The following is a 22,352-nucleotide window of genomic DNA, read 5'->3' as shown; positions in this document are numbered from 1 at the left end:
TGGAGTGGCCGTGATCAGACGGCGCTAACCCTTAATGACAAACGTTGCTTCCTTCACGACGCTCAGGGAAACGACGCTTGCCTCAGCGCGATCCGGCCCGAACGCTCTGCCCGATGCTGCCAGCGCGCGCACCCCGGTCGGATCAGGGAACGGATAGGCCTGTGCCGGCAGGTTCTGCAGACGGGCGTCCGTTTCAGGCGTCACCGCCTTGATCAGCCCGACCTTTGAACCTTTCCGTCCGTGGAAAAACGGCTCGATCATGCGATAGCCCCGATCGTCCCCGCTTTCAAAATAGCGGAATATCCAGTAGGCGATCAGATCCGCCATCTGTATCAGCCTCGAGGCCTTCGAATCGAGAAAGAGCGGCACCTCGGAAAAATTCCTGAGCTTGCCATTGGCATGGCCTTGGTGCTTGAAGACGTGCGAGAGCGCCTGCAGCTTTTCCTCGTAACTGGTCTTGTCGAAGATCACCAGGCCACGCTGGGCATCCCGGTTTCGCGACATGTACAGCGAAGTCAGGTACCGGTCGAACTCGCAGGCCACGTTCTCGAAACTCTGCTGCAGGATGTCGCCAGCGGCCATCGTGCTCTTCTCGATAACAGACGCAAACACCTTCAGCTTGAGTTGCCGGTCCTGCAGCAGGGCGAGGATATCCACCACCGCCTGAACGCGATCTTCAGGCGGCACCCCTTTCCACTCATCCTTGCCACCGCGCATCGGGGCACCGTGGAATTCGATCTCTTTGGGATTGGTGGCGCTGAAGCGGGCGGCAATCGGATCCATGTGCGTCTCGAGCCAGTGCGTCTGGCGTTCGAAGACGCAGAAACCTGCCAGCACAAAGAATTTCGTGGCCGGATCCTGTGCATGGCCCGACTCATCGAGGTAGAGAAGATACATGACAGGGCCTATAACGCAAAAACGGACCGCTGTGCGGTCCGTCTGGAATTGGTCAGCCGAGTGGAACAATCGTCCAACGCACCGATGCCTCAGCGCTCTCGACTAGGAACCGAGTGTAAACCGTAACTCACGTTTTTTGCAACCCATTTTTGGCCTCGTTTTTTTTCGACGGATTTTTCCACCCTCAAAAACGCGCGCCTGAATCTGCGAATTTTTTCAAACGCACGCGTCGACGCCAGCGCCTAGCGAACAATTCTAGCCGACGCTGTCGCGCCGTGCGCAAAGCGCCCGCTTCGCGGAGCCCGCAGGCCAAGGGGCAGGACACACGACGTTCATCCATTCGAGCACGCCCTGCCCGCCTGCGCACGCGCCGTGCCCGGGCAACACGGCTTCCGGCCGGGATCGCGGCCGACTCGTGACACCCACTCGCGCTATTACCGGCAGTAACACTGCAGGCCGAGCACGGCGTCGAACGTGGGAGCACATTGGCCCCGGCAATGGCCCGGCGGCTCCGTCTGGCACGCTCCGGTCTGGATGGCATGGCACCCGTCCCCGTACTCCAGCGGTGCTTTCCCGTCAGGTGACCGCGCTGCCTCGATGGCCTGGCGCTCTTCCCGCGTCATCGCCTGCAGGTAGATCTTGCCGCCGACGTCGACCTTCTTGAAACCATACTGGGCGATCACGAGCGGAGCGTTTGGAGCAGTTTCCACACCAGCAAAAAACTCTTCCTTTGACATTGGCTTCATTGATGGCTCCATGGGTTGAGGTTGATTGCGTAAATCGCCGGTCCCTTCTTCCGGAACAACGGCGCGACCACGCACGCCGCGCCGGATATATGCCCGCCCGTCACGTTGTGCTGACGGATGAGCGACGGCCATCGGGAAGGCCGTCATGCACGCGGCCCTGTGCCGATGGCTCTTCTTAACATAGGACAAATCAGCGGTTGCGCGAGTGATCTTCACCTTTTTTGACGGGTTCCAACCAGAATAAAAATTTCCACATCTGATAACTGCCGTTTTCACGATGCAGATTTCGCTCGGCCCTTCCGCCGGGCTGCTGGATCCCCGGGGCTCCGGCGAGGCAGGGGGCCCGCAAGCTCACGTTCCCTTGAGGGCATGCCGCATGTCACGCAGCGCGCTGTCGGCGCCGTCTTCCGCAGCATCCACAAACGAAGGGTCGGATAGCCACAACTTTCATGCCCTTCACTTTTGGTGACTGAAAAAGGCATCGTTCCTTGTGAATCCGATCAAAGATTCGCCGTCAAGCGATTTCCGCCACGTCCACGGTTTCCGCGTCAGTGTGCGCCGCGGCACTTCAAGGCCGACGATGCGTCCGTCACCCGCGTAGCCCGCTGTGACGGGGCTGGTTTCGCGACGTATGTAGTTTGCATCACACGTGCTTGACTATGCTGGCGACGGCCAACGGTACGACTGTCAAGAGGTTCGCGCGTGTCTAAATTGTCTTCACACTTACGACGGGAGGCTTCTCGTCACAACGCGGGCGAGCCCGTTTGATAGATTGAGGTGATTCCGAGACGATCACTTCGAACACGTGCCACGTGAACAACTCGCTGACTCAACGTCCAGCTTACGGTTCGAAACGGCGGGTCCGGCAGAGCCGGGTTTGGAGCCTTGGATCGATACCAACACACTTACCGCTTGTCGTCGAGGCGGGCGCGTGCCGCCGCGATCGATTGGTGCAGCTTCGCCTGCAGCGTCTCGCGTGGCGGTAGCACGGTAGGTACTCGGCAACGTGGATGCCGCTCTTACCGACTTCAAGCAACTCGATCTGTTCCTGCTTCTTTCCGGCGCAAAGAATGATACCGATCGGCGGAGCTTCATCCGGTTCCTGCTCGTGCTTTACGAGCCAACGCAAATACAACTCCATCTGACTCTTATACTCGGCCTTGAACGAACCGAGTTTCAGTTCGATAGCGACAAGACGCTCAAGCTTGCGGTTGTAGAACAACAGATCGAGATAGAAGTCGTCATCGTCAATCGGCAGCCTTTTCTGGCGGGCAACAAACGTAAATCCGGCACCGAGTTCAAGTAAGAATTGTTCCATCTCGCGCAAAATCGCATCTTCGAGATCGCGCTCCAGATAGTGATCGTTGAGTCCTAGGAAGTCGAGTAGGTACGGATCTTTCAGGACAATGTCTGGCGTCACCTTCTGTGCTTCACGCAGGTGCGCGACTTCGCGCTGGATCACTTCTTCGGGCTGGCGCGACAGAGCGCTGCGTTCGAATAGCATCGACCGCATCCGCTCCTGCAGTTGCCGCGACGACCAGCGCTCAAGACGGCAGAGCTGGATGTAGAAATCACGCTTGAGCGGGATCGTCGACGTACATCAACGTCTTCAGATGGGTCCAGCTCAATTCTCTCCGCAGTGCGGAGAGAATTGCCTCGTCCGGAAAAACCTCAGTCGCTCGCATGCAGTGGCGCAATTGCTGCTCGCTCCAGCCACGCCCGTATTCGGCCAGCAGTTGCCGTGCTAGAGCAGGAAGAGTTTGCTGTCCGTATCCCGCACGTTCACCGCGCAACACGTCATCCCGGATACGGCGCCCCACCTGCCAGTAAACCAGCGTCAATTCCGCGTTAACCGCCGCCGCCGCGCGGGAGCGCGCTGCGTCAATCATGCCGCGGATGTCGGCCAGGAGAGACGAAGATACTAGTTGAGTCATCGGATGAGGAATCGAGTAATCGGCACGATCGGAGTAGCGCCAAGCAGCGACCACGTTACCGGAATCTCGCCAACAGAGAAACCCCGATTCAGTCGTGCGCAATTCTCTCCGCAGTGCGGAGAGAATTGTTGACATCGGAACACTGTCGCCCCTCGACTCGCTGGGGCCGGCCCCACCACAGGGTCCACAAGTGGAGGGTTTAGTGATTAACCTAATCCTGATAATCGCTATTATCAGGATTGCGTTTAATGGCTAAAATACGGGGGCGGAGCGCTGCAACCCAGGTGCAGACTGCGGTTTGCATCCGCTGCCCACCCCAGAAAAAACAACCGCGAGGGACCTGTGCAGCTTTTTCCAAGACAAACGGCCGATGTGCGCGAGTACAAACTCATCAACTGGCGGGTCGACGTCGTCGACCGCATCGTGCGATGAAGCGAAAGTAGCAGCGTTTCGGAAGTAAAAGTCGCAACACCCACCTTGACAACCATACCCGCCGACAGACCGCGGCGCTTGGCGGCGGTCTTGAGTGCACCGGCGTAAAGGCAGCGAAAGCTATACAAGCGAGCCAGTCGCGAAACGTCGGCCGGCGCCCTCGATGAGTCACCGCGGAGATTCCCGTTATGATCCGTCTGGTCCATCAGCTTCGAAGCCGTTGCTGGACCTGTCGGCCAGACGGCGCTCGCTAGCGGCCGAGCTCAGCCAGCATCGATCCCTTACACCGCTTCGTCGCACATTGGCAGGCATAGTCGGCGACCAATTCGGGAGTGACCGCTTCATCAAGCGTGAGCCCGTAGGCGATAAAAAGCTCGTCGCCCGGCAGCACGTCACGGATCGACTCGATAAAAATGCGCCCCCGCTCATCCTCGATCGCCTCACAGTTCGGCCTGCAGGAATGGTTCAGCCAGCGGGCACTGTTGCCACCCACGCTGCCATCAATTACGCGTCCGTCAGCCAGGCCGAAGAGAAACGTGTGACCGGGCGATCCGGAACGCTTGTGCCTGGCAGCGGCCCGCCGCCAGGAGGTGACCTCGCCACGATATTCAAGGATCCGCTCGCCAGCGGTGATAGCCTGCAGCGCAAAAACGCCCCGCCCATGAATTGAAGATTTCCTGACCGTCACACGCCGCACTTCCCGCCCCCTGTTTCCTAGATGGCAGCGAGCATATCGGGCGCAGCGTGGCACCGCAACAGCCCCGTTACCTTCAGAGCAGACTGGTCTGACGAGGGTCCCGCGCAGGCGGCCGGGAAACGGCGGTACGGCCAGGCCGACGGTTGCGGCCACGACGATTCCGCACCCGCTCCAGGTGGGCCAGCATCAGGCAGCCAGATGTCCCGTCACTGAAACGCAACGCAAACACCCCAGTTTCGCCGTGCGCACACGGTCTGGTCGCGCAAAACGACAGGCGCAGACCCCGCGACTTCGCGCGCGCAATCATCCGCGTGCGACTCATGCCGTGCCAGCAGTCAGCGATAAACGCCTTCACCGCGCCGGGCAACGACTCATGGGCGATGCCCGCGGGGAGCGTCAGCCCGGTGAGCAGATAGATATCAGCCATGCAGCGACTTTCCGGAATGCAGTGATCTCTGTTTATACCGTTTTTTTGCGACGTGTTCCCGGTTTGGCCGCGCCCGCCGGGCGGGTCGCACGCCGGGCGTTCCCGCCCCTGGAAGGAACAGCGGACCGGTGCGCCTCTCCCGCACGCGCCTGCGCATCCCGAGCCGCGATGAGCTCCGTCTGCAGCCGCGTGATCTCCGCCTGAGCCGCATCAAGCCGCCCCTGCAGCACGCCCGTCTGATGACGCGCGTCGCCCAGTTGCGCCTGCAGGGTGTCAACGGCCCGGCGGTGGTCCGCATCCTTGCGGTCCGCGCGGCGCGCGGCTTCGTCGACCTCTTTCTGCAGCTTCGCCGCATGACCCCGCTCGCGGTCGATCTCCAGCAGCGCGCGTTTCTCGGACGCCCTGAGCCGATCCCCGGCGCGTTCGGCCGCTTCCCGCTGCTTTTCCAGATCGCGCGAAAAGCCTTCCCTCCCTTCCACGAGCTCGCGATCGCGCGCGGCCAGCGCGTCCATGAGTCGCGCGAGCTCCGCTTCGAGTGACTGTCGATGCGCGTGAGCTTCAGCCCGCTCCTTTTCCAGCTCCCGAACCTCCACCTGCGCAGCCAGCAGCGCCGCGGTGCGTTGCTCGAGTGCGGTCTCGGTGCGACCCAGTTCGTCGCGGGCGACGACGACCGACTGTTGCGCCGCGACGCGCTGCGCCTCGAGTTCTTCGCGCAACGCACCGAACGCGGCCTTCGCTGACGCGCTCGCGCGCTGCCAGAGCGTGGCGACCAGTTCGCCGGCGGCCGCCCCGAGATCGGCTGGCAGGTCGGGATGGTCGATGCGCACGCGGCTTTTCTCGCGTAGCTCCGCCCAGAACTCGCCGAGCACCGCGGTCGGCGTGCCCATGCTGCCGCGCCGGACCAGCTGGTACAGCCGGTTGGCGGTCGGCGTGATGCCGTGACGGAAGAACAGCAGGGCGCAGACCTCGCGGTACAGCTCGCGCGTTTTCGGAAACGCCACCTTCAGGCGCTCGATCTCGGCGGCCAGCGCCGCGTCGGGGGACAGGACGTCACTCATGAGGATTTTTACCAGTAATGTCCTTGTATATTACTACGTAAACCGATCAAACCCTAACGCCCTCTTCCTCATATTTTGACATTAATCCTATAATGTTGAAAATCGCGTGTCTTGATGGGACAATCGCCGCGTCGTCCCGCCCCGTGAAACCGGCCTCATCGGCTAACGCATGCGCGACGCGCTTAAAGGGGCGGTCGTCCTTTTCGTGCCAAAAATTGCGCTTGCCTTCGAAAAGAATTCGAATATCAAGGGCTTGCGGATTTGCGGCTCACGCGAACCGCCGAGAGCCGCAAAGCCTTGCCGCATGCGGCTCGGATCCGTCAACCGCCAGAAAGTGCACGAAAAATACGTTAATCCGATCAGAGAAGTTTGAGGATTCTTTCGGCGTTGCTGTGCGCAACCTTTTCACGCTCGTCATCGGTGAGTTTGGCGGAATCCATCCACTTGCTGGCGATCTCGGTGCTTTCGAACGGGTGATCAATGGAGAACATCACGCTCTCCAAGCCCACGGCATCGATGGAGCAACGCAGTGCTGCATCGGCGCAGACGCCTGCCGTGGTGATTTTGATGTTGCTCCTGATGTAATCGGAAGGCGTCTTCCTGATCTCGAAGCGGCGATTGGCCACCGCGTAGCGACTATCCAGCCGCCACATCTGGATGGGTAAGGTTTCACCCATGTGGCCAAGGATGATTTGCAGCCCCGGAAAGCGATCAAAAACACCACTGAACACCAGGCGCAATGCGTGAGCGCTCGTTTCTGCCGCCCAACTGTTTGTCGGCCCCCACATCTCGGGGTGTCCGTCATACATTGCCGGACGATCCAACGGACACACCGGATGCAGATAGATCGGCGCTTCCAACGCGCATGCACGTTCCCAGAACACGTCATATTGTGGATCGTCGAGATAAATGCCGTTGGTGTGGCCGTTGATCAGTGCGCCCTGGAAGTTGAGTTGGCGCATGCACCGTTCCAACTCATCGGCGGCCACTTCGGGCGCCTGCATGGGAAGGTGTGCAAAACCGCCGTAGCGATCGGGGCGCTTATGGATTTGTGCAGCCAGGTCATCGTTCGCTTTCCTGGCGAGCCTGATGGCGACATCCGTGTGGAACTCGATCTGCACGCCGGGTCCGGATAAGGAGAGCACGACATAGTCGATGCCGTTCTTGTCCATTAATTCGATGCGGCGATCACCGAAGTCACCCAGCGCCTTGAGCGCTGAGTAATAGAGGTCGTGTGAGACAGTCTGCTTGTTGGGTGTGAAATACTCTACAAACTCCGGCAGCATGAAATGTTCTTCAAGTGCGATTTTTTTGAGTTTGTGGGGCTTGGATGCCGATGAATTGGACACGTCGTTCTCCTTTCTGTTCGCGGGGGCGGGAAAGCTCTTACAAAGGCAGCAAAAAGGCGGTCAGTGAGATGCGGGCAGGCGCAGCAGCGCTTCGGCATTGCCGTGCGCGATCATCGCTTTCTCCTCATCGCTGATCGGGAGCGATTCGAGCCATGCGCGGGCGCCCGTCATGGTGAGATACGGATAATCGACGGCATGGATGATGCGATCCGCGCCGACCACCTGATGAACGAACTTGAAGTGCGGCAGATTCAGCATGCCGCTCGGAGTCACGTAGACATGCTCGCGATACGTCTGCGAGATGGTGCGCGAAAGACCCGTTACTTCGACCGGCAGCGTGTCGTCCATACGTTGCAGATAGAACGGCACCATTTCGCCCCAGTGCCCGCTAATCACCTGCAGCTGCGGATAACGGTCGAACACTCCGGCCAGCACCATGCGAATCACCTGAATACCTGCCTCGTGATGCCAGCCCCATCCGAATAACGACAGACGAGCGCTTACTTCCTTGTCCAGACCGCCATAGTAGGGCTCGCGTACCTGCGGCAAGGGAAAGCCCGGGTGCACGTAAATCGGCACGCGCAGTTCATTCAGTTTTGCGAGTACCGGCTCATAGCGCGGATCGTCGAGAAACGTTTGTCCGGGACGTCCGACGATCAGCGTCCCTACGAAGCCCAGTTCCTTGACTGAGCGCTCCAACTCTGCCGCCGCCGCGTCGGGATCCTGCCAGGGTAGCGTCGCGAAGCCCCGCAAACGCGATGGATAGGCGTCGCTCGCCTGGGCGAGACGGTCGTTAGCCGCCCGTGCGAGCTGCACGGCCTGTTCTCGCGGTGCCAGTTGCAGGGGGCTGCTGTACGACACCACCTGCATGTCGATGCCGTGCTGGTCCATTGCTGCGATTCGCCCTAGACCCATGTCACGCGCAAATCCCACGGCCGACGACAGATCCTGCAGGTGGGGAAGGTTGTCGCCAAAACTGTCGGGGCGATCCTTGACCCGCGTGCCCCAATCGGCCATGTAGCCCGCTTCGGCAAGCGAAGCCTGCCGGGTTGCTTCGACGATGGGAAGATCGATTGTATGTTCTTCGATACAGATAATTTTCATCACAGGGTTCCTCTGGGGCGGGCGCCGCTCCCGGCGCCGATCAGCCGGGAGTCTACGACCCGAAAAGCTGGCGTTGTGTCGAAGCGAGGAACCTCGGGTCCCGCGCAGGCACGGCACGGGTTGAAGCGAAACAGCTATCCGGTGTCCCCGCCATTGCGAATCGCGGTGAAGTCTTTCGAATATATGACTACTGCGCGCCTTTTTTACGGTCTACATCCCGCATGAACGAGACGATGGCCCGGTTGAACTCACCGGCGTTTGCCTGTTGTATGAAGTGATTGGGAGATCGGACCACCACATGTCGACCATGCAAAATCCTGGCAGTTGCTTCCGCTGTTTCGTCCTGCCTGTCGCTATAACCACCCGAAATGACCAGAACCGGAATGCGCGCCCTGGCGACTGCATCGGCCGCTGCCCGCATGGTTGCGGGCGTTGCTCTCCTGCCACGAAGCAGGGAGCAGCCCAAAGCGGATGCAGTTTCGGGATGCGCCATGAGCGCGGCTTCAGATGGATTGGATTCGCCCAGCGTTTGCGCAAAAGACATCGCAAATGCTGCGGGGGTTTTCGCTTCGAGAGTCAGCCGACCGATCATTTCGATGCCGGCCTTGACCTTCGGATCTGCCATGCTTTGCGGATCGGTGAGCAACATCGGGTGCACTGCAGGCTCTATGAGAATGAGCGAGCGAACGGAGTCCGGCCGTTGCGCTGCGGCAAGCAATGCCTCCGCCCCGCCCCATGAGTGCCCGACCAGATGTGCGCTTGTCCCGAGGTTATCTGCGATAAGCTTTGCATCCGCCTCCATATCATCCCGTCCGCGCGAGGGGCTATCTCCAAAGCCGAGTCGGTCGATCAGTTTAAGTTCCCAACCCTGCTCGGATAACGCCTTCTGCGCGGCGAATGTTTCGGGCCCACCGCCCAAACCACCCTGCACTCCACCGTGCACGAAGAAGACCGTCGGACCGGTCGTTCCCCACGAGGTAATGTGGACGGGCAACTGGTCCTCGCCCTGTGGATGCTGAACCGCTGGGCACTGAGCCAGTAACGCGGCGTTTGCCTGTGCAAGACGGGATGCAATATCTTCGTTCATCGGAGAATCCTCATGAATCTGCGCTGAGGTCGTTTGATTCAGGCCAGCGAACGCAATCAGGCTGCAAAAGCAGGTCGCAAAAAACTTCGATTTCAAGATATTCCTTCAGATCAGGGAATGAGGAACTGTTCATGAATTGGGTGTCAACGGCGGCGAACGACGCCTGCCTGTTTTAACGACCATGCCATCGCCGCATTACCGCCCGAAAGAACCTGCTCTGAAGCAGCAGCACGCGCCAAGGCGTCCGTGGCTGACGACATTTGCGAGCGTGCGCGTGACCACTTCAGGTCTTCCACCTACGTGATGAGCCAGGCGCGCGCATCGCTTTTCATCTTGCGTTCCAGCTCACTGCCACGGGTGGCAAACACGCGATCAACCGGAAAACCGCTTTTCTCGAGGACATAGGCCAAGGCGGCGTATTCGCGCGGGTAACGCGCCACGACGTCCGCTTCGATCTCCACCAGCCCGCAGGGAAAAATAAACGAGCCCATGTCGTAGACGCTTTGGCGCTTGACAATCTTCCATACGCCATCGCGCTTTTCCACCAGGTCGTAAAACCGGTTATGGGTTTCGCAGCCAAGATTCAATTTCACGTTGTCGCCAACGATCATCGCGTTCGTTTCGACGATGGCTCTGTCGCCATTGAATGTCACGACAGGTGTGCCGATCAGATGCTTGGTCCTGAAATCCGATGCGCCCATTTCCATCGACCGGTCCACGAACTCGTTGAACGGACCTTCGTACCAGGTGATTTCGATGACGCCGTCCGCATGGAACAGATCGCGCAATTCTTCCCATTGACCAAGGTCGCGGCGCATCCAGCCGGTAATCAGGTCCGTGATCTGCAAACGGTCTTCAACGCGTGTTTCCATGATGTTTTCCTTCGAGCAGGCGCGCGAGATTGCGCAACCCGGACAGGATCGGTCAGAATCACAATAAAGACAAATAGATTGAATTGACCGATTAATCACCTTTGCTGATCGCCGGGCGTGATATGGAACTGCGACACCTACGCTATTTCCTTGCCGTTGCCGAAGAAGGTCATTTCGGGCGGGCCGCGCGCCGGCTGAACATTGTGCAACCCGCGTTGAGCATGCAGATTCGTGCGCTCGAAGCGGAGGTCGGCGGTGCGCTATTTATTCGGACCAGCAAAAAAGTCGCGCTGACGGAAGCCGGCGAGTTGCTGACGATCGAAGCGCGGCGCACGTTGGCGCAAGCGGAACGTGCCGTGGACATTGTGCAACGCTCGCTTCGCGGGGAGACAGGCCACGTGAGAATCGGTTTTGCGGGCAACGCGGTACTCGCAGGCGGTTTGATGCGCGACATGCGTGCGCTGCATGCGGGCTATCCCGCCGTCGGGCTCGAGTTGATCGAACTGCCGCCGCATTTGCAGCCGGAAGCGATCATCGCCGACAAGATCGATGTCGGTTATAGCCCGCACTTCGGCCTGCAACTGGACGACCAGCTCACTGCGGAAAAGGCCGGAGAATGGCCGATGATCGTGGCGATGGCCGACACCCATGCTTTAGCGCGCAGGAAACGCGTGTCACTCGCCGCCGTCGCGGCGGAGCCGTTGATCGTCTACGCGCCCGACAACGGCGAAGACAGCGCCGCGATACTGCGCCGGCAGTATGGCTTCGAAGTCGAGGTGGCACATCGGGTATCCAGCACGTTGAGCGTCCTGGCGCTCGCAGCTGCGGGGATGGGCGTGGCCCTCGTGCCGGCGTCGCTCGACAAGGTGAATATTCCGCACCTCGTCTATCGTCCGCTGTTGAATAGCGAGTTGTCGGCTGATTTGCTGCTGCTCAGCCGCAAGCACGAAACCGATGCAGCGGTGCGTACATTTATTTCGCTGGCGCGCAAATCGTCCATGTAAGTCCGCGCCGCGCGCGGCTGAATGCGGGCACCGTACGGCTGCTCAACGGTGCGGCTCACGCAGAACGCAAGCACGAGCAACGCGCACGAGCAGGCCGAAACGCAGCGCTCGCTTGCGCGCAGTGTCCTCAATGCGGCGGATAACGACGGACCGGCTCGCGCATCATGGTGAATTCCTCGGCCGCTGTCGGATGCACCGCGAGCGTGGTGTCGACATCGCTTTTGCGCAGGCCGGCTTGCACGGCGACGCTCAGCAACTGGATCATTTCCGCCGCCTCGGGTCCGACCATATGCACGCCGAGCAGACGATCAGTCGGACGATGCACGATGAGCTTCATCAGTACCTGGCCAGTCCGCGCGGACAACCTCGCCTTCATTGGACGGAAGCGTGACACGAAGACATCGATCTCGTCCGGGAAAGCGGCTATTGCTGCTTCCTCTGAAAGCCCTGTGATGCCCACCTCCGGCGTGGTAAACACTGCCGTGGGTGTAACAAGGGGCGGACAGAGCGGCTCCTTGCCACCGAACAGCCTGTCGGCCAAAGCGTGTCCTTCACGGATCGCAACGGGCGTCAGCGCGACCACGTTGGCGACGTCTCCGACCGCGTAAATGCCGGGCGAAGTCGTGCATGCCAGGTCCGTTACGACAACGGCGCCGCGCCTGTCCAGCTGAACTCCGGCTCTATCCAGACGCAGGTTCGCGGTATTCGGGACGCGCCCTGTGGCGCCCAACACCGCGTCGGCCTCCAGTTGCGTGCCGTTCGAAAGCCGGACCGACAATGTGCCGCTTTGCTCACACCGGTCGATCCGCGTCAGTTGTGTCTGCTCCACGATTCGTATCCCGGATTCGATCAACGCAGCCTGGAGATGCGAGCGGACTTCGTCGTCGAATCCGCGCAGCACCCGCGTTCCCCTCATCACGACAGTCACTTCGGAACCGAGCAGCCGCAACACGCTCGCGAATTCGAGCCCGATGTAGCCTGCGCCTTGAACCACGACTCGCGCGGGCTGAGCGCCCCACTCGAACAGTTGGTTCGAGTTGGCGATCCATTGTCCGCCGGGAATATCGTGCGTGCCGTCCGGCACCGCGCCCGTTGCGATGAGGACATGGTCCGCCCGTATGGTCCGACCGCTCGACATCAGACGCACGGTATGAGCATCGTCGAACACGGCGCGATCGTGAAGCACTTCGACGCCGGCACTTTCGAGCAGGCCCGCGTAGAGCTTCTCCAGGCGATCCACCTCCTGATCGACGGCGCTCTTGAGTTTTCTCCAGTCGAAACGAGGTGCGCCCATGTCCCATCCGAAGCCCGCGGCGTCATCGAACTCCGTCCTGAAGCGCGACGCCAGAACCATCAGCTTCTTCGGTACGCAGCCGCGAATCACGCAGGTTCCGCCCAGACGGTGTTCCTCCACCAGAACGACCCGCGCACCGTGGCCTGCCGCCACGCGAGCCGCCCGGACACCGCCCGAGCCTCCTCCTATCACCAGCAAATCGACTTTTACATCCTGCATGTGTACGTCTCACCTGAACCGTTTATCGTCGTGAATGCCGCTACACGCCGGCCAAATAACGACATTACGCCAATGCTCATGCCGCGCCTTGCAGATGATCGCGATCACGATGGGACAGTCCCACCTCTTCATAACCGCCGCCGGACTCGTCAGGCCAACTGGTGGCAACCTTGAACGACGGACGCGCAGATAATGCGGCGTACCACGCATGAACCTTCGGGCGTTTCGTGTCCGACCAGAAACCGGCCTGCCCGAGCGCCGACAGCCGGAACATGAAAGGCGCAACGCAGATGTCCGCCAGCGAAAAATCGCCGGCAAGCCACTCGCCGGGCACAAGGACTTTCTCGAGGTGATCCAGGAAGGTGCCGATTCTCGCGCTCGCCTCGGCAAGTTCGCCCTCGGTGATTTCCCCGCGAACTGCGCGCGAATGAAGGTCCTTGAGAAACTTCGACGGCCTGCGGGCAGCCTGCTCGCGCAATGCCTCATCGCCCCAGCGGTTGCGCAGTTTCGGCAGAATATACTTCACCATGGTCAGTTTGACGATGGCCTCGAATCCGTCCTCGCAGTCCTTGATGAAGCCACGCACACGCGCCGCTTTCAACGGATCGGCGGGCATCAACGCAATGCCGTCGAAGGCCGCTTCGATGTATTCGTTGATCACGCCCGAATCGCAAATCACCTCGCCGTTGTGAACCAGCGTCGGCACTACGCCTTCGGGGTTGATCGCGAGGTATTCGGGACGCAGTTGTTCGAACTTAAACAGGTCCACGTACCGGCTCGTCCAGGACACCTGCTTCTCTTCGAGCGCCATGCGAACGCGAACGGAGCAGATCGAACTCCAGAAATGATAAAGCTCTACCATCAATGACTCCCGAGATTGTGAACGATGAAACGACATTCAATACTGCTTATGACTTCGTTAAAAGCTGTGCTGCAAGCCCGCCATCGCGCCGGTCTGGTTCATCCCCACACCGGGCGTAGCGCCTGGTCCGCCTGCGCTGACGTTGTAGGCCGCACGCGTGCTGTTCATCAGGTAGGCGGCTTGCACATAAGCGACCGTGCGCTTGGAGAGAAAGTAGGCACCGCGCAGCATCGCCATGCTTGCGCGCGTGTCGTGCTGGTGGTTGACCATGCGAAAGCCTTCGCCGTCCACCTCGAACGCCGGCGTGATCAGGTACGTCGCGCCCGCGAAATACAGGTCCGAGCGCACGGACGCCGGGCCGCCTTCGCCGGGTTCCACGCGTCGTCCGAGCCAGCCGGCGTCGAACTTCACGCCGCCGAGCCTTGCATAAGCGTTGACCAGCGTGCGGATGTCCTTGCCGTTGCGGCCGAGCGGCGCGGGCGCGAATCCGTCGAAAAAATTGAAGGCCGCATTCTGGCCGCCGCGCTGTTCCTCATAAGAAGCCGCCGCACCGAAATTCGTGCCGTCGTAACGCAACAACGCGGAAATATTCCTGCACTGTGAGAAGTCGCCTGCGACCTGGCCCGCGCACGTGCCCTGCCCCGGTGAATTGCCGGTGCCCGCCGAATCGCGTCCGAATGAATACATCGCGCCGATCGTCACGGGGCCGAACTTGCCCTTGTATGCGATGCTGTTGTCGGCACGTGTGTTGGGCAAGTAGTTGTCGAACGAACCGAGGCTATACACGGCAGGCCCGGAAATCTCGGTTTCGGCGAGCGCAAATGCAGTCATCGTGTACTGGCGGCCGAACGAAAGCGTGCCCCAGCCGCCGGACAACCCGACCCACGACTGACGGCCGAACAGACGCCCGCCCTGGCTGATGTCGCCGCCACGCGTATTGAAACCGTCCTCCAGCACGAACAAAGCCTGCAAGCCGCCGCCGAGATTCTCGACACCGCGCAAGCCCCAGCGTGAAGGAATGAGGCCGCTATTCGCCGGCATGCGTACGAGCGTGTCGCCTTTCGCGCCGACGTGATTGACGAATTCGACGCCCGTGTCGATCACGCCGTAAAGCGTGACGCTCTGCGCATATGTCGCAGAACTAAGCGTTGCCATAACCAGCCCGGAAAAAAGCGCACGTTTCATTGTCGTCTCCAATTTACCTTGTTCCGCTACCCGGGCATCGAATGCGTGCGATGCGCCGGGTGCGGCGTTCTTATGTTCCGCACCGCTATTCGCGGCGCAGCGATTCTGATTCTTTGTGGCGGTTGCTTAAGCTATCATTCAGTTTCGACCCCGCAGCGTCAGAAGCCACTCATGCCCAAATCCGTGCCCACCTCGCGCGCCCCGCGAGTCCGTCCCGCAACCGCCGAACGTGCGTCGCCTTCAACGGCTCAGCCATTGCCGGCCGAGCGGCCCGATCACGATCTGGACCACTCCGTCGGCTATCTGCTCAACCGTGCGGCCAGCATCATCGCCGCGCGTTTCAGCGACGACCTCAAGGCGCACAACATCAATCTGCAAACCTGGCGCGTGCTCGCCGCACTGCGTCACGAAGATCATCAGACGCTGTCGGACCTCGCGAGCCATACGGGTTCCGAACTGTCCTATCTGTCGCGCGCGGTCAGTGCACTGGAAACCAAGGGCTACATTCAGCGCAGCGAGTCGCCCTCGGACCGCCGCAACATTCATCTGTCCATTACCGCAGCCGGCGCGGCGATCGTCGCGGAACTCGCGCCGCGCGCCTGGCAGATCGAACGCATGTCCATGAAGGGCGTCACGCCCAGCGAACTCGCGATCACCCTCAAGACGCTGCGAGCGGTCTATTCGAACCTCGTCGATAGCTGCGAAGACGCCTCCGTCGCCAATCGCAAGCTGACTGTCGCGCGCCGCGCGCGCCGCCGCGAGGCGCGCGACGAAGCGTCGGAGTAAACGTGGGCTGCGCCGCGCGAGCACTCTGCCCGCGCGGCCATGCGATCAATGCGCGCGCGGCACGAAGTCCTGCGTGATCTGCTTGTACTCAAGAAAATCTTCCACCGACGCGAGGCCGCCCAAACGCCCGGTGCCGCTCGCCTTGAAACCACCCTCTTCGAATTCGACAGCCAGATTCGCCCAGCTATTGATGGAGATCAGGCCCGCATGCAGACGCCGCGCAACACGTATCGGACGATCGACGTCGCGGCTCCACACGCATGCGCTCAGGCCGTATTCGCTGTCGTTCGCCATGGCGATGGCTTCGTCCTCGGTGTCGAAGACCTGCACCGTCTGCACCGGTCCGAAAGTCTCTTCGCGCGCAATCGGCAACGCCGGGTCATCGATTTCGAGCAGCGTCGGCAGATAGAAAGCGCCGCCCGCGAGCGCCGGATCGGCCGATGGACCGCCGCGCACAATGACGCGCGCGCCCGCGGCGATCGCCGCCTCGACGGCCATGTCGACGCGCTTAACCGCCGCCTTGTCGATCAGCGGACCCATCTGGCTCGACGCATCGCGCGCCGGACCCGCGCGCACTTCGCGCAGGCGCGCGGCAAGCCCTTCCTTGAGCGCATGCGCGAGATCGCGGTGAACGAGAATACGGCTACCTGTCATGCAGAATTGCCCCGCGAACACAGTGCACGATTTTTCGAGCACGGGTAGCGCGGCATGCAGATCGGCGTCGTCGAAAATCAGATGCGGTGTCTTGCCGCCGAGCTCGAGCCCGACACGCTTGAGGCGATCCGCTGCGGCGCGCGCAATGGCCCGCCCCGTCGAGGTGCTGCCGGTGAAGCTGATGGCCGGCACCTGGCGCGAGTCGACGAGCCGCCGCGCGCCGTGCGCGCCGGACTCGATCACGATGTTGATCACGCCCGGCGGAATCTCGCCGACGGTTTCGATGATGCGGCCGAGCAGCGCCGCCATCTGCGCGGCCTGGTGCGGCATTTTGATGACGGCGCTGCAACCCGCGGCAAGCGACGGCGCGAGCGCGCGAATGCACAGATACGCCGGCGAATTCCAGGGAACGATCAACCCGGCAACGCCGACCGGCTCGCGGATCGACATCGCCTGCTGACCAGGCCGGCTTTCGAGCACGCGGCCGAAGTTGTGCATCGAGAGGCCGACGGCAAAGCGCAACGCGCGCGGAATCAGCGACGCCTCGAAAGTCGCTTCCGGACGAATCTTGCCGTTCTCCAGGCACAGCGTGTCGATCACTTCGTCGAGGCGTGCCTCGAAGGCGTCCGCGAGATGGCTCAATGCGGCGGCACGCAGATGCGCGTCGCTGCGCCACGGACTGCGCAGGAAAGCCTGTTCGGCGGCGTCGATCGCGGCCTGCATGGTCTCTTCCGGCGCATCGTGAAAGTGGCCGATCACGTCGCCTGTCGCCGGATTAATACTTTCGCGGCGTGGACCGTCGGCGAGCCACGTGCCCGCGACCCAATGCCTTGCTTCACGTGTTGGCAGCATTGCATGTTCTCCGTTTCAAAAAAAGTCGATGTGCGGGTGGCCCTGCTCGTCAGGCCGCAGTAATGCGCGCGCCTTCGCGAGCCACGCGATCGAGCAGACGAGCGGCATTGCCGCCTTCGACCGCGCGCAACTCCGTGTCGCTGAAACCGACCTCGCGCAGGCCCGCCAGCGTCGCCTTCGTGCCCTGCTCGGGAACGAAGGGATAGTCCGTGCCCAGCAGCACGTTGGCAGGCGTCACCAGCTTGAGCAGCGCGGCCATCGAAATCGGATTCGCGGAAATGGCCGTGTCGTAGTAGAGGCGGCGCAGGATCGGCATCACGCCGCCCGGTACGTGCTGCGCGAGACCCTTGTCGATCGAACCGAGTATCGCCATGCGGGTCGCGAGAAACGGCACGGTGCCGCCCGCGTGCGAGAAGATGAAGCGGATGTCCGGGCAACGCCCGAACGTGCCCGAAAACAGCAGGCTCGCGACCGCGCGCGTGGTGTCGTGCGGAAACTCGATCAGCGAATCGGGCTGATCGGGCAACAGGCCGCGAGTGCAACTGCACGAAGTTGGATGCACATACACTACGGCCTTGCGACGATTGAGCTCGTCGAACACGGGCACGAAATCGGCGTGGCCGAGATAGCGGTCGCCGTAATTCGTCATCAGGCCGATACCGTCAGCCTTCAGGACATCGAACGAATGGTCGATTTCCTTCAGCGCGGCGGCGACGTCCGGCAGCGGCAGCGCAGCAAACGTGCCGAACCGGCCCGGATGATCGGCCACCATCTGCGCCGAGAATTCATTGCAGGCGCGCGTGAGCGTGCGCGTCTTCGTCATGTCGGGCATCCACAGCGGCGGCGCCGAGACCACCGCGGTCGTGATGCCGTACCGGTCCATGACCGCGAGCGAGTCCTCGACACGCCATTGCGGCGCGACGCGATTCGGCGCGGGTGCGCCGATGGCCGCTTCGCCCATCGTTTCGCGAAATACCGGTGGCAAGAAATGATGATGCACGTCGATCCGCTGCACCGGCAAATGCGCGGCCGCCGTATCCGTGCCCGTTCCGGCCGCGCTTGCGCCTTGCGCCGCCATGCCCGGCACGACCTTGCTGGCGAGCACGCCCGCCATCATCATCCCGAGCTTGCGACGCGCCGGGCTCGCGGCGCGGCCCGTCTCCATGTTCTGTTTATTGTTCTCTTGATGCATGGCTCTTCCTGAGTTGAATGCATTGAAGTTTGTCGCGGCCCGCACCGCGACACGCGCGTCAGACCGGTTCGGCGACCACGCGGTTTTCGATTGCGCCGATGCCGTCGATCTCCGCGCGCATCACATCGCCCGCGCGCAGATAGGTCGCCGGGCTCATCGCGACGCCCACGCCTGACGGCGTGCCCGTCGCGAGCAGATCGCCGGGTTCGAGCGTGAACGCCGTGGAGAGATGTTCGATCTGCGCGTAGATGTCGTGGATCATCGAACCGGTCTCGTCGTCCTGGCGCAATTCGCCGTTCACCCACATGCGCAGACGCAGCGCGTGGGGATCGCCGAGCTCGTCGGGTGTGACGATCCACGGTCCCGTCGGACCGCAGGTGTCGAAGGACTTGCCGACCGTCATGGTCTGCGTGGCGAGTTGCCAGTCGCGCACCGACACGTCGTTGCAGACCATGTAGCCGGCTACCACCGAAGCGGCATCCTCACGGCTTACACGGCGGCAGCGCTGACCGATCACCGCGCACAACTCGACTTCGTAGTCGAGCTTGTCGGAGACGGCCGGCAGATGCACGTCGCCAAACGGGCCGTTGATGCACGACACCTGCTTGTTGAACCAGACCTGCGTCGGCGGCGTCTGCACGCCGACTCTGGCCGCCTCCTCCACGTGCTTGCGATAGTTCATGCCGATGGCGAGGAACTTCGACGGATTAGGCAACGGCGCGAGCAACTGCACTTCCGAAAGCGGCACCGAGTAGTCGCCACGCACGGCGCGAGCGCGCGCCATCGTGTCCTGTCCGCCTTGCAGCAGCGCAAGCATGGTATCGGGCAGCGCCGGATCGTTGCGCGGCAGGTCGATGATCCGGTCGGCTTCCACCTTGCCGATCGAGGTCTTGCCGTTGTGGCGGTATGTGACTAGTTTCATGGGTGAGATGGGCGAGAACGAAGGAATGGGTTAAGCAATGCTGGCCGGCGACGGGTCTTCCTCGACCCGCTCGTTGCGATCAGCCATGACGGGAAACGGATAGCGGCGCGGCATGCGCAGCAGCAGCAATGAGGCGCATGCGAGCAGAACGAGGAACGCGGTCAAGGCGGGACGATAAGAGCCGGTCGCGTCGTAGGCCGCGCCCATCACGAACGGCCCCAGTCCGCTGCCGACGGTAAACACCGCGAACAGGTAGCCGTAGATCTGGCCGAACGCGCGCAACCCGAAGTAGCGGCTTTGCAGATAGGCGATCAGGTCCACTTCGGCGCCCAGCCCCAGACCGACCAGCACGGCGCCCAGCGTGGTGAGCGCGGCGTCGTTGCTGGCGAGCAGCGTGAGGACGCCGATTGCCGGCAACACGACGAACGCGATCGCAACGTGAGGACCGAAGAACCGGTCGAGCAAAAAGCCGCACAGCAGACGCCCCACGATCAGCGACGCGCCGATGCCCGAGAACGCCATCACTGCCCGGTCGGCTGCGATGCCGCGATCGGTCAATAGCGGCACGAGGTGAGTGATGGTTCCGTTGGCAACGATCGGTATGCACAGGAAAACCACCGCGAGTTTCCAGAACTGCGGACTGCGCAAAGCCTCGCGTGCATCCACGCCAGGCAGCATGCTCGCTCGCGCCGACGTCTGTGCGGTGCGTCGTGTGGCGCCGACACCGCCCGCGTCGCCGATAAACAGCGCGACGGCGAAGAATGCAACGGCAAACACCGTCAACCCCACCGCCACATACGCATCGCGCCAGCCGAATCTTTCGAGGTACACCTGCGTGAGACGCGGCACGAACGCCGCGCCCAGTCCGACACCGGTCATGGCGAGGCCCATCGCGAGCCCGCGCCGCCGGTCGAACGACGCGGCAATCGCCTTCGCATACGGAAGCGGCGCCTGTCCCGCGCTGAACAGACCAACGAGAGAGAACATCGCGAGAAACACAACGGGCACGGCCGGCGCGAGCGACATCGACGCGATGGCGAGCGCGAACAGCGTGATCGCCGCGAGCGTGATCCGCTTGATGCCGTGACGGTCCATCAGCTTGCCGGCGATGGGCGTGGCGAGCGCGGCGCAGATCGAGCCGAGCATGACCGCGGCCGACACCATGCCGCGATTCCAGCCGAATTCCGCCATGATGGGCTTCATCAACACCGAAGCCGAGAACTGCAGGACGGTGACGTTACCGACGATCAGCCCGAGGACCGAGCCGAATACGATCCACCATCGATTTGCAAACATACCTCGCACGATTGTCTCCAGATACTTTGTTATCGTCGCCGGTCCGCGCGGTCGCGCGGACCACTTCGCGTTGTCATGCACTCGTGCCGTGCTCGATGAAACGTCCCGCATGAAACAGCAACGGCGACTCGCTGCCGTACGAAAAGCGCTCCACGTGGCCGAGAATCATCACATGGTCACCGTAGGGCTCGATGGACGTCGTCCGGCATTCGAAGCGCGCGAGTGTGTCGCCGAGCACCGGCACGTCGCCGAGGCCGGTTTCCAGGCGTGCGCCGATGGACGCGAACTTGTCTTCCGAGGGGCGCGCGAAATGACTCGCCAGATGCTGCTGACCGGCGGCGAGAATGTGCACCGCAAAATAGCCCGACTCGCGAAACACCGGCAAGCTCGGCGCGCGGTCGTTCAGATACCACGCGACCAGCGGCGGATCGAGTGAAACCGAGCAGAACGAATTGACCGTCAGCGCGGCCTTACGGCCATCGGCGGTGCGCGTCGTGACAATGCAGACTCCAGTGGCGAAACGGCCCATCGCATTGCGCAATTCGCGGCTATCCACAGTCGGCGTGCTCATGATTTTTCCTCGACGAAGTCAGGCACAGCATTGGCGCCGGCGCCCGTGAAGCAGCGCGGATCGCGCCTCGATCCCCAGTAGTCGAGCGAAACCGGCGACGGCTCGATGCGCCGTGGCGGACGCGGAAACGCCTCGGGAAACGCTTCCATGCCGAAGCTGTATTCCATCGTCAGGCCGTCGGGATCGAGGAAGTACAGGAACACGCTATCCGACGCGGGATGCCGGCCCGGTCCGAACACCACGTCCGAGTTGGCAGCCTTCAGGCGCGACAGCGCGCGGCCGATGTCGTCGATCTCCGTCACCATGTAATTCACGTGATGAAGGCAATGACGCTCGAACTTTGCGATGCCGATACCGTGGTGATAAGGATTCGGCCAGCAGCGCATGAACGTGATGAATTCGCCGACTGAATCGGACTCCTTGAAATTCAGCACGTCGCGCCAGAAAGCGACGGCGCGCGCAGCATCGGGCGTGTTGAACACGACGTGGCCGAGCCGCTGGATGCGTGTCACCGTCGGTTGGAACGGGCGCGCGGAGTCTGCCAGTGGCACATAGAACTCCACGGTGGCCCCGACGAGCGGTTCGAATACCCGCACCGCGCGAAGCTGGGCGCGCGAGCGGCACGTCGCCTCGTCGGTTTCGTGTACGTCGAGCCCGGCCTGCACGAGGCGTTCGATAAGCGGCTCGAATTGCGACGCGTCCTCGAGCATGAACCCGGCGCAGCGCAAGCCGGCCTCGCTCGACTCATGAAGCTCGATGCTGTGGTGATCGTGATCGCAGCGCAGACGTATTTCGCCATTGGCGCCCGTCTCCACGTATTGCAGTCCCGCCACCTCTTCGTAGAAGCGGCGAGCGCGGTCGAGCGAGGTCACGTTCAACTCGACCCGTCCCAGTTTCCGGTATCGGACCATC

At 61.8% G+C, this 22,352-nt stretch carries 20 protein-coding genes and 1 pseudogene; 2 read left to right on the top strand and 19 right to left on the bottom strand.

Annotated elements, in window-relative coordinates:
• Nucleotides 1-24: 24 nt before the first annotated feature.
• From LFL96_RS35010 to LFL96_RS34965, 10 genes and pseudogenes are all read right to left on the bottom strand, one after another.
• Nucleotides 25-897 (bottom strand): DUF3800 domain-containing protein, encoded by an 873-nt coding sequence (locus tag LFL96_RS35010; protein ID WP_281004239.1) that lies wholly within the window; start codon nt 895-897, stop codon nt 25-27.
• A gap of 434 nt (nt 898-1,331) precedes the next feature.
• Nucleotides 1,332-1,919, bottom strand: coding sequence for a hypothetical protein (locus LFL96_RS35005; RefSeq protein ID WP_281004238.1), 588 nt, complete (start codon nt 1,917-1,919; stop codon nt 1,332-1,334).
• Between the two features lie 629 nt (nt 1,920-2,548).
• Nucleotides 2,549-3,577, bottom strand: a pseudogene (locus LFL96_RS35000) (PDDEXK nuclease domain-containing protein).
• A gap of 682 nt (nt 3,578-4,259) precedes the next feature.
• Nucleotides 4,260-4,706, bottom strand: coding sequence for an SET domain-containing protein-lysine N-methyltransferase (locus LFL96_RS34995; protein ID WP_281004237.1), 447 nt, complete (start codon nt 4,704-4,706; stop codon nt 4,260-4,262).
• A 73-nt stretch (nt 4,707-4,779) separates the two neighbouring features.
• A complete protein-coding gene (locus LFL96_RS34990; RefSeq protein ID WP_281004236.1) occupies nt 4,780-5,133 on the bottom strand; it encodes a hypothetical protein in 354 nt (117 codons plus the stop codon).
• A gap of 32 nt (nt 5,134-5,165) precedes the next feature.
• Nucleotides 5,166-6,191, bottom strand: coding sequence for a DNA-binding protein (locus LFL96_RS34985; protein WP_281004235.1), 1,026 nt, complete (start codon nt 6,189-6,191; stop codon nt 5,166-5,168).
• 359 nt (nt 6,192-6,550) lie between these two features.
• Nucleotides 6,551-7,540, bottom strand: a complete 990-nt coding sequence (locus LFL96_RS34980; RefSeq protein ID WP_281004234.1) for an amidohydrolase family protein — start codon at nt 7,538-7,540, stop codon at nt 6,551-6,553.
• A gap of 60 nt (nt 7,541-7,600) precedes the next feature.
• On the bottom strand, nt 7,601-8,644 hold the full coding sequence (locus LFL96_RS34975) for an amidohydrolase family protein (protein WP_281004353.1): 1,044 nt from the start codon (nt 8,642-8,644) through the stop codon (nt 7,601-7,603).
• Nucleotides 8,645-8,831: 187 nt separating this feature from the next.
• Nucleotides 8,832-9,827, bottom strand: coding sequence for an alpha/beta hydrolase (locus tag LFL96_RS34970; RefSeq protein WP_281004233.1), 996 nt, complete (start codon nt 9,825-9,827; stop codon nt 8,832-8,834).
• 200 nt (nt 9,828-10,027) lie between these two features.
• Nucleotides 10,028-10,603 (bottom strand): nuclear transport factor 2 family protein, encoded by a 576-nt coding sequence (locus LFL96_RS34965; protein WP_281004232.1) that lies wholly within the window; start codon nt 10,601-10,603, stop codon nt 10,028-10,030.
• 101 nt (nt 10,604-10,704) lie between these two features.
• On the opposite strand from LFL96_RS34965, the gene LFL96_RS34960 reads away from it, so the two are divergent.
• Nucleotides 10,705-11,607: a LysR substrate-binding domain-containing protein gene (locus tag LFL96_RS34960; RefSeq protein ID WP_348638458.1), complete on the top strand. Its 903-nt coding sequence runs from the start codon at nt 10,705-10,707 to the stop codon at nt 11,605-11,607.
• Between the two features lie 127 nt (nt 11,608-11,734).
• Here the strand turns inward: LFL96_RS34960 and gorA are convergent, their stop codons facing one another.
• The 3 genes from gorA to LFL96_RS34945 all read right to left on the bottom strand — a co-directional run bounded on the left by gorA (nt 11,735) and on the right by LFL96_RS34945 (nt 15,167).
• Entirely contained in the window at nt 11,735-13,120 is a 1,386-nt protein-coding gene (gorA, locus tag LFL96_RS34955; protein ID WP_281004231.1) for a glutathione-disulfide reductase, read from the bottom strand.
• Nucleotides 13,121-13,196: 76 nt separating this feature from the next.
• Complete coding sequence (locus tag LFL96_RS34950) at nt 13,197-14,018, bottom strand: glutathione S-transferase family protein (RefSeq protein WP_281004230.1); 822 nt, start codon at nt 14,016-14,018, stop codon at nt 13,197-13,199.
• A 21-nt stretch (nt 14,019-14,039) separates the two neighbouring features.
• Nucleotides 14,040-15,167: a porin gene (locus LFL96_RS34945; RefSeq protein ID WP_281004229.1), complete on the bottom strand. Its 1,128-nt coding sequence runs from the start codon at nt 15,165-15,167 to the stop codon at nt 14,040-14,042.
• A 171-nt stretch (nt 15,168-15,338) separates the two neighbouring features.
• Here LFL96_RS34945 and LFL96_RS34940 point away from each other — a divergent pair, with 171 nt between their 5' ends.
• On the top strand, nt 15,339-15,953 hold the full coding sequence (locus LFL96_RS34940; RefSeq protein WP_281004228.1) for a MarR family transcriptional regulator: 615 nt from the start codon (nt 15,339-15,341) through the stop codon (nt 15,951-15,953).
• Between the two features lie 45 nt (nt 15,954-15,998).
• On the opposite strand, the gene LFL96_RS34935 is transcribed toward LFL96_RS34940, so the two are convergent.
• The 6 genes from LFL96_RS34935 to LFL96_RS34910 form a co-directional block, all read right to left on the bottom strand.
• The gene (locus LFL96_RS34935) at nt 15,999-17,459 is read right to left on the bottom strand and encodes an aldehyde dehydrogenase family protein (protein WP_281004227.1); all 1,461 of its coding nucleotides are present in this window, start codon (nt 17,457-17,459) and stop codon (nt 15,999-16,001) included.
• A gap of 49 nt (nt 17,460-17,508) precedes the next feature.
• A complete protein-coding gene (locus LFL96_RS34930) occupies nt 17,509-18,651 on the bottom strand; it encodes an amidohydrolase family protein (protein ID WP_281004226.1) in 1,143 nt (380 codons plus the stop codon).
• A 58-nt stretch (nt 18,652-18,709) separates the two neighbouring features.
• Nucleotides 18,710-19,573 carry a fumarylacetoacetate hydrolase family protein gene (locus tag LFL96_RS34925; protein ID WP_281004225.1) on the bottom strand — a complete coding sequence of 288 codons (864 nt, stop codon included), beginning with the start codon at nt 19,571-19,573 and terminating at the stop codon, nt 18,710-18,712.
• 30 nt (nt 19,574-19,603) lie between these two features.
• Nucleotides 19,604-20,869, bottom strand: a complete 1,266-nt coding sequence (locus LFL96_RS34920; protein WP_281004224.1) for an MFS transporter — start codon at nt 20,867-20,869, stop codon at nt 19,604-19,606.
• A gap of 73 nt (nt 20,870-20,942) precedes the next feature.
• The gene (locus LFL96_RS34915) at nt 20,943-21,440 is read right to left on the bottom strand and encodes a flavin reductase family protein (RefSeq protein ID WP_281004223.1); all 498 of its coding nucleotides are present in this window, start codon (nt 21,438-21,440) and stop codon (nt 20,943-20,945) included.
• On the bottom strand, nt 21,437-22,351 hold the full coding sequence (locus LFL96_RS34910; protein WP_281004222.1) for a VOC family protein: 915 nt from the start codon (nt 22,349-22,351) through the stop codon (nt 21,437-21,439). Before LFL96_RS34910 ends, LFL96_RS34915 begins: the two co-directional genes overlap by 4 nt.
• Nucleotide 22,352 lies beyond the last annotated feature (1 nt).

It is taken from the genome of Paraburkholderia sp. D15, assembly GCF_029910215.1.
Taxonomy (GTDB): Bacteria; Pseudomonadota; Gammaproteobacteria; order Burkholderiales; family Burkholderiaceae; genus Paraburkholderia.
This window is presented reverse-complemented; position numbering and strand designations above follow the sequence as displayed.

Bases quoted from the DNA above. Each gene is read 5' to 3' on its own strand.
- LFL96_RS35010 (WP_281004239.1), bottom strand. From the start codon at position 897: ATGTATCTTCTCTACCTCGATGAGTCGGGCCATGCACAGGATCCGGCC.
- LFL96_RS34990 (WP_281004236.1), bottom strand. From the start codon at position 5,133: ATGGCTGATATCTATCTGCTCACCGGGCTGACGCTCCCCGCGGGCATC.
- LFL96_RS34985 (WP_281004235.1), bottom strand. From the start codon at position 6,191: ATGAGTGACGTCCTGTCCCCCGACGCGGCGCTGGCCGCCGAGATCGAG.
- LFL96_RS34975 (WP_281004353.1), bottom strand. From the start codon at position 8,644: ATGAAAATTATCTGTATCGAAGAACATACAATCGATCTTCCCATCGTC.
- LFL96_RS34965 (WP_281004232.1), bottom strand. From the start codon at position 10,603: ATGGAAACACGCGTTGAAGACCGTTTGCAGATCACGGACCTGATTACC.
- gorA (WP_281004231.1), bottom strand. From the start codon at position 13,120: ATGCAGGATGTAAAAGTCGATTTGCTGGTGATAGGAGGAGGCTCGGGC.
- LFL96_RS34950 (WP_281004230.1), bottom strand. From the start codon at position 14,018: ATGTCGTTTCATCGTTCACAATCTCGGGAGTCATTGATGGTAGAGCTT.
- LFL96_RS34945 (WP_281004229.1), bottom strand. From the start codon at position 15,167: ATGAAACGTGCGCTTTTTTCCGGGCTGGTTATGGCAACGCTTAGTTCT.
- LFL96_RS34940 (WP_281004228.1), top strand. From the start codon at position 15,339: ATGCCCAAATCCGTGCCCACCTCGCGCGCCCCGCGAGTCCGTCCCGCA.
- LFL96_RS34935 (WP_281004227.1), bottom strand. From the start codon at position 17,459: ATGCTGCCAACACGTGAAGCAAGGCATTGGGTCGCGGGCACGTGGCTC.
- LFL96_RS34930 (WP_281004226.1), bottom strand. From the start codon at position 18,651: ATGCATCAAGAGAACAATAAACAGAACATGGAGACGGGCCGCGCCGCG.
- LFL96_RS34925 (WP_281004225.1), bottom strand. From the start codon at position 19,573: ATGAAACTAGTCACATACCGCCACAACGGCAAGACCTCGATCGGCAAG.
- LFL96_RS34920 (WP_281004224.1), bottom strand. From the start codon at position 20,869: ATGTTTGCAAATCGATGGTGGATCGTATTCGGCTCGGTCCTCGGGCTG.
- LFL96_RS34915 (WP_281004223.1), bottom strand. From the start codon at position 21,440: ATGAGCACGCCGACTGTGGATAGCCGCGAATTGCGCAATGCGATGGGC.
- LFL96_RS34910 (WP_281004222.1), bottom strand. From the start codon at position 22,351: ATGGTCCGATACCGGAAACTGGGACGGGTCGAGTTGAACGTGACCTCG.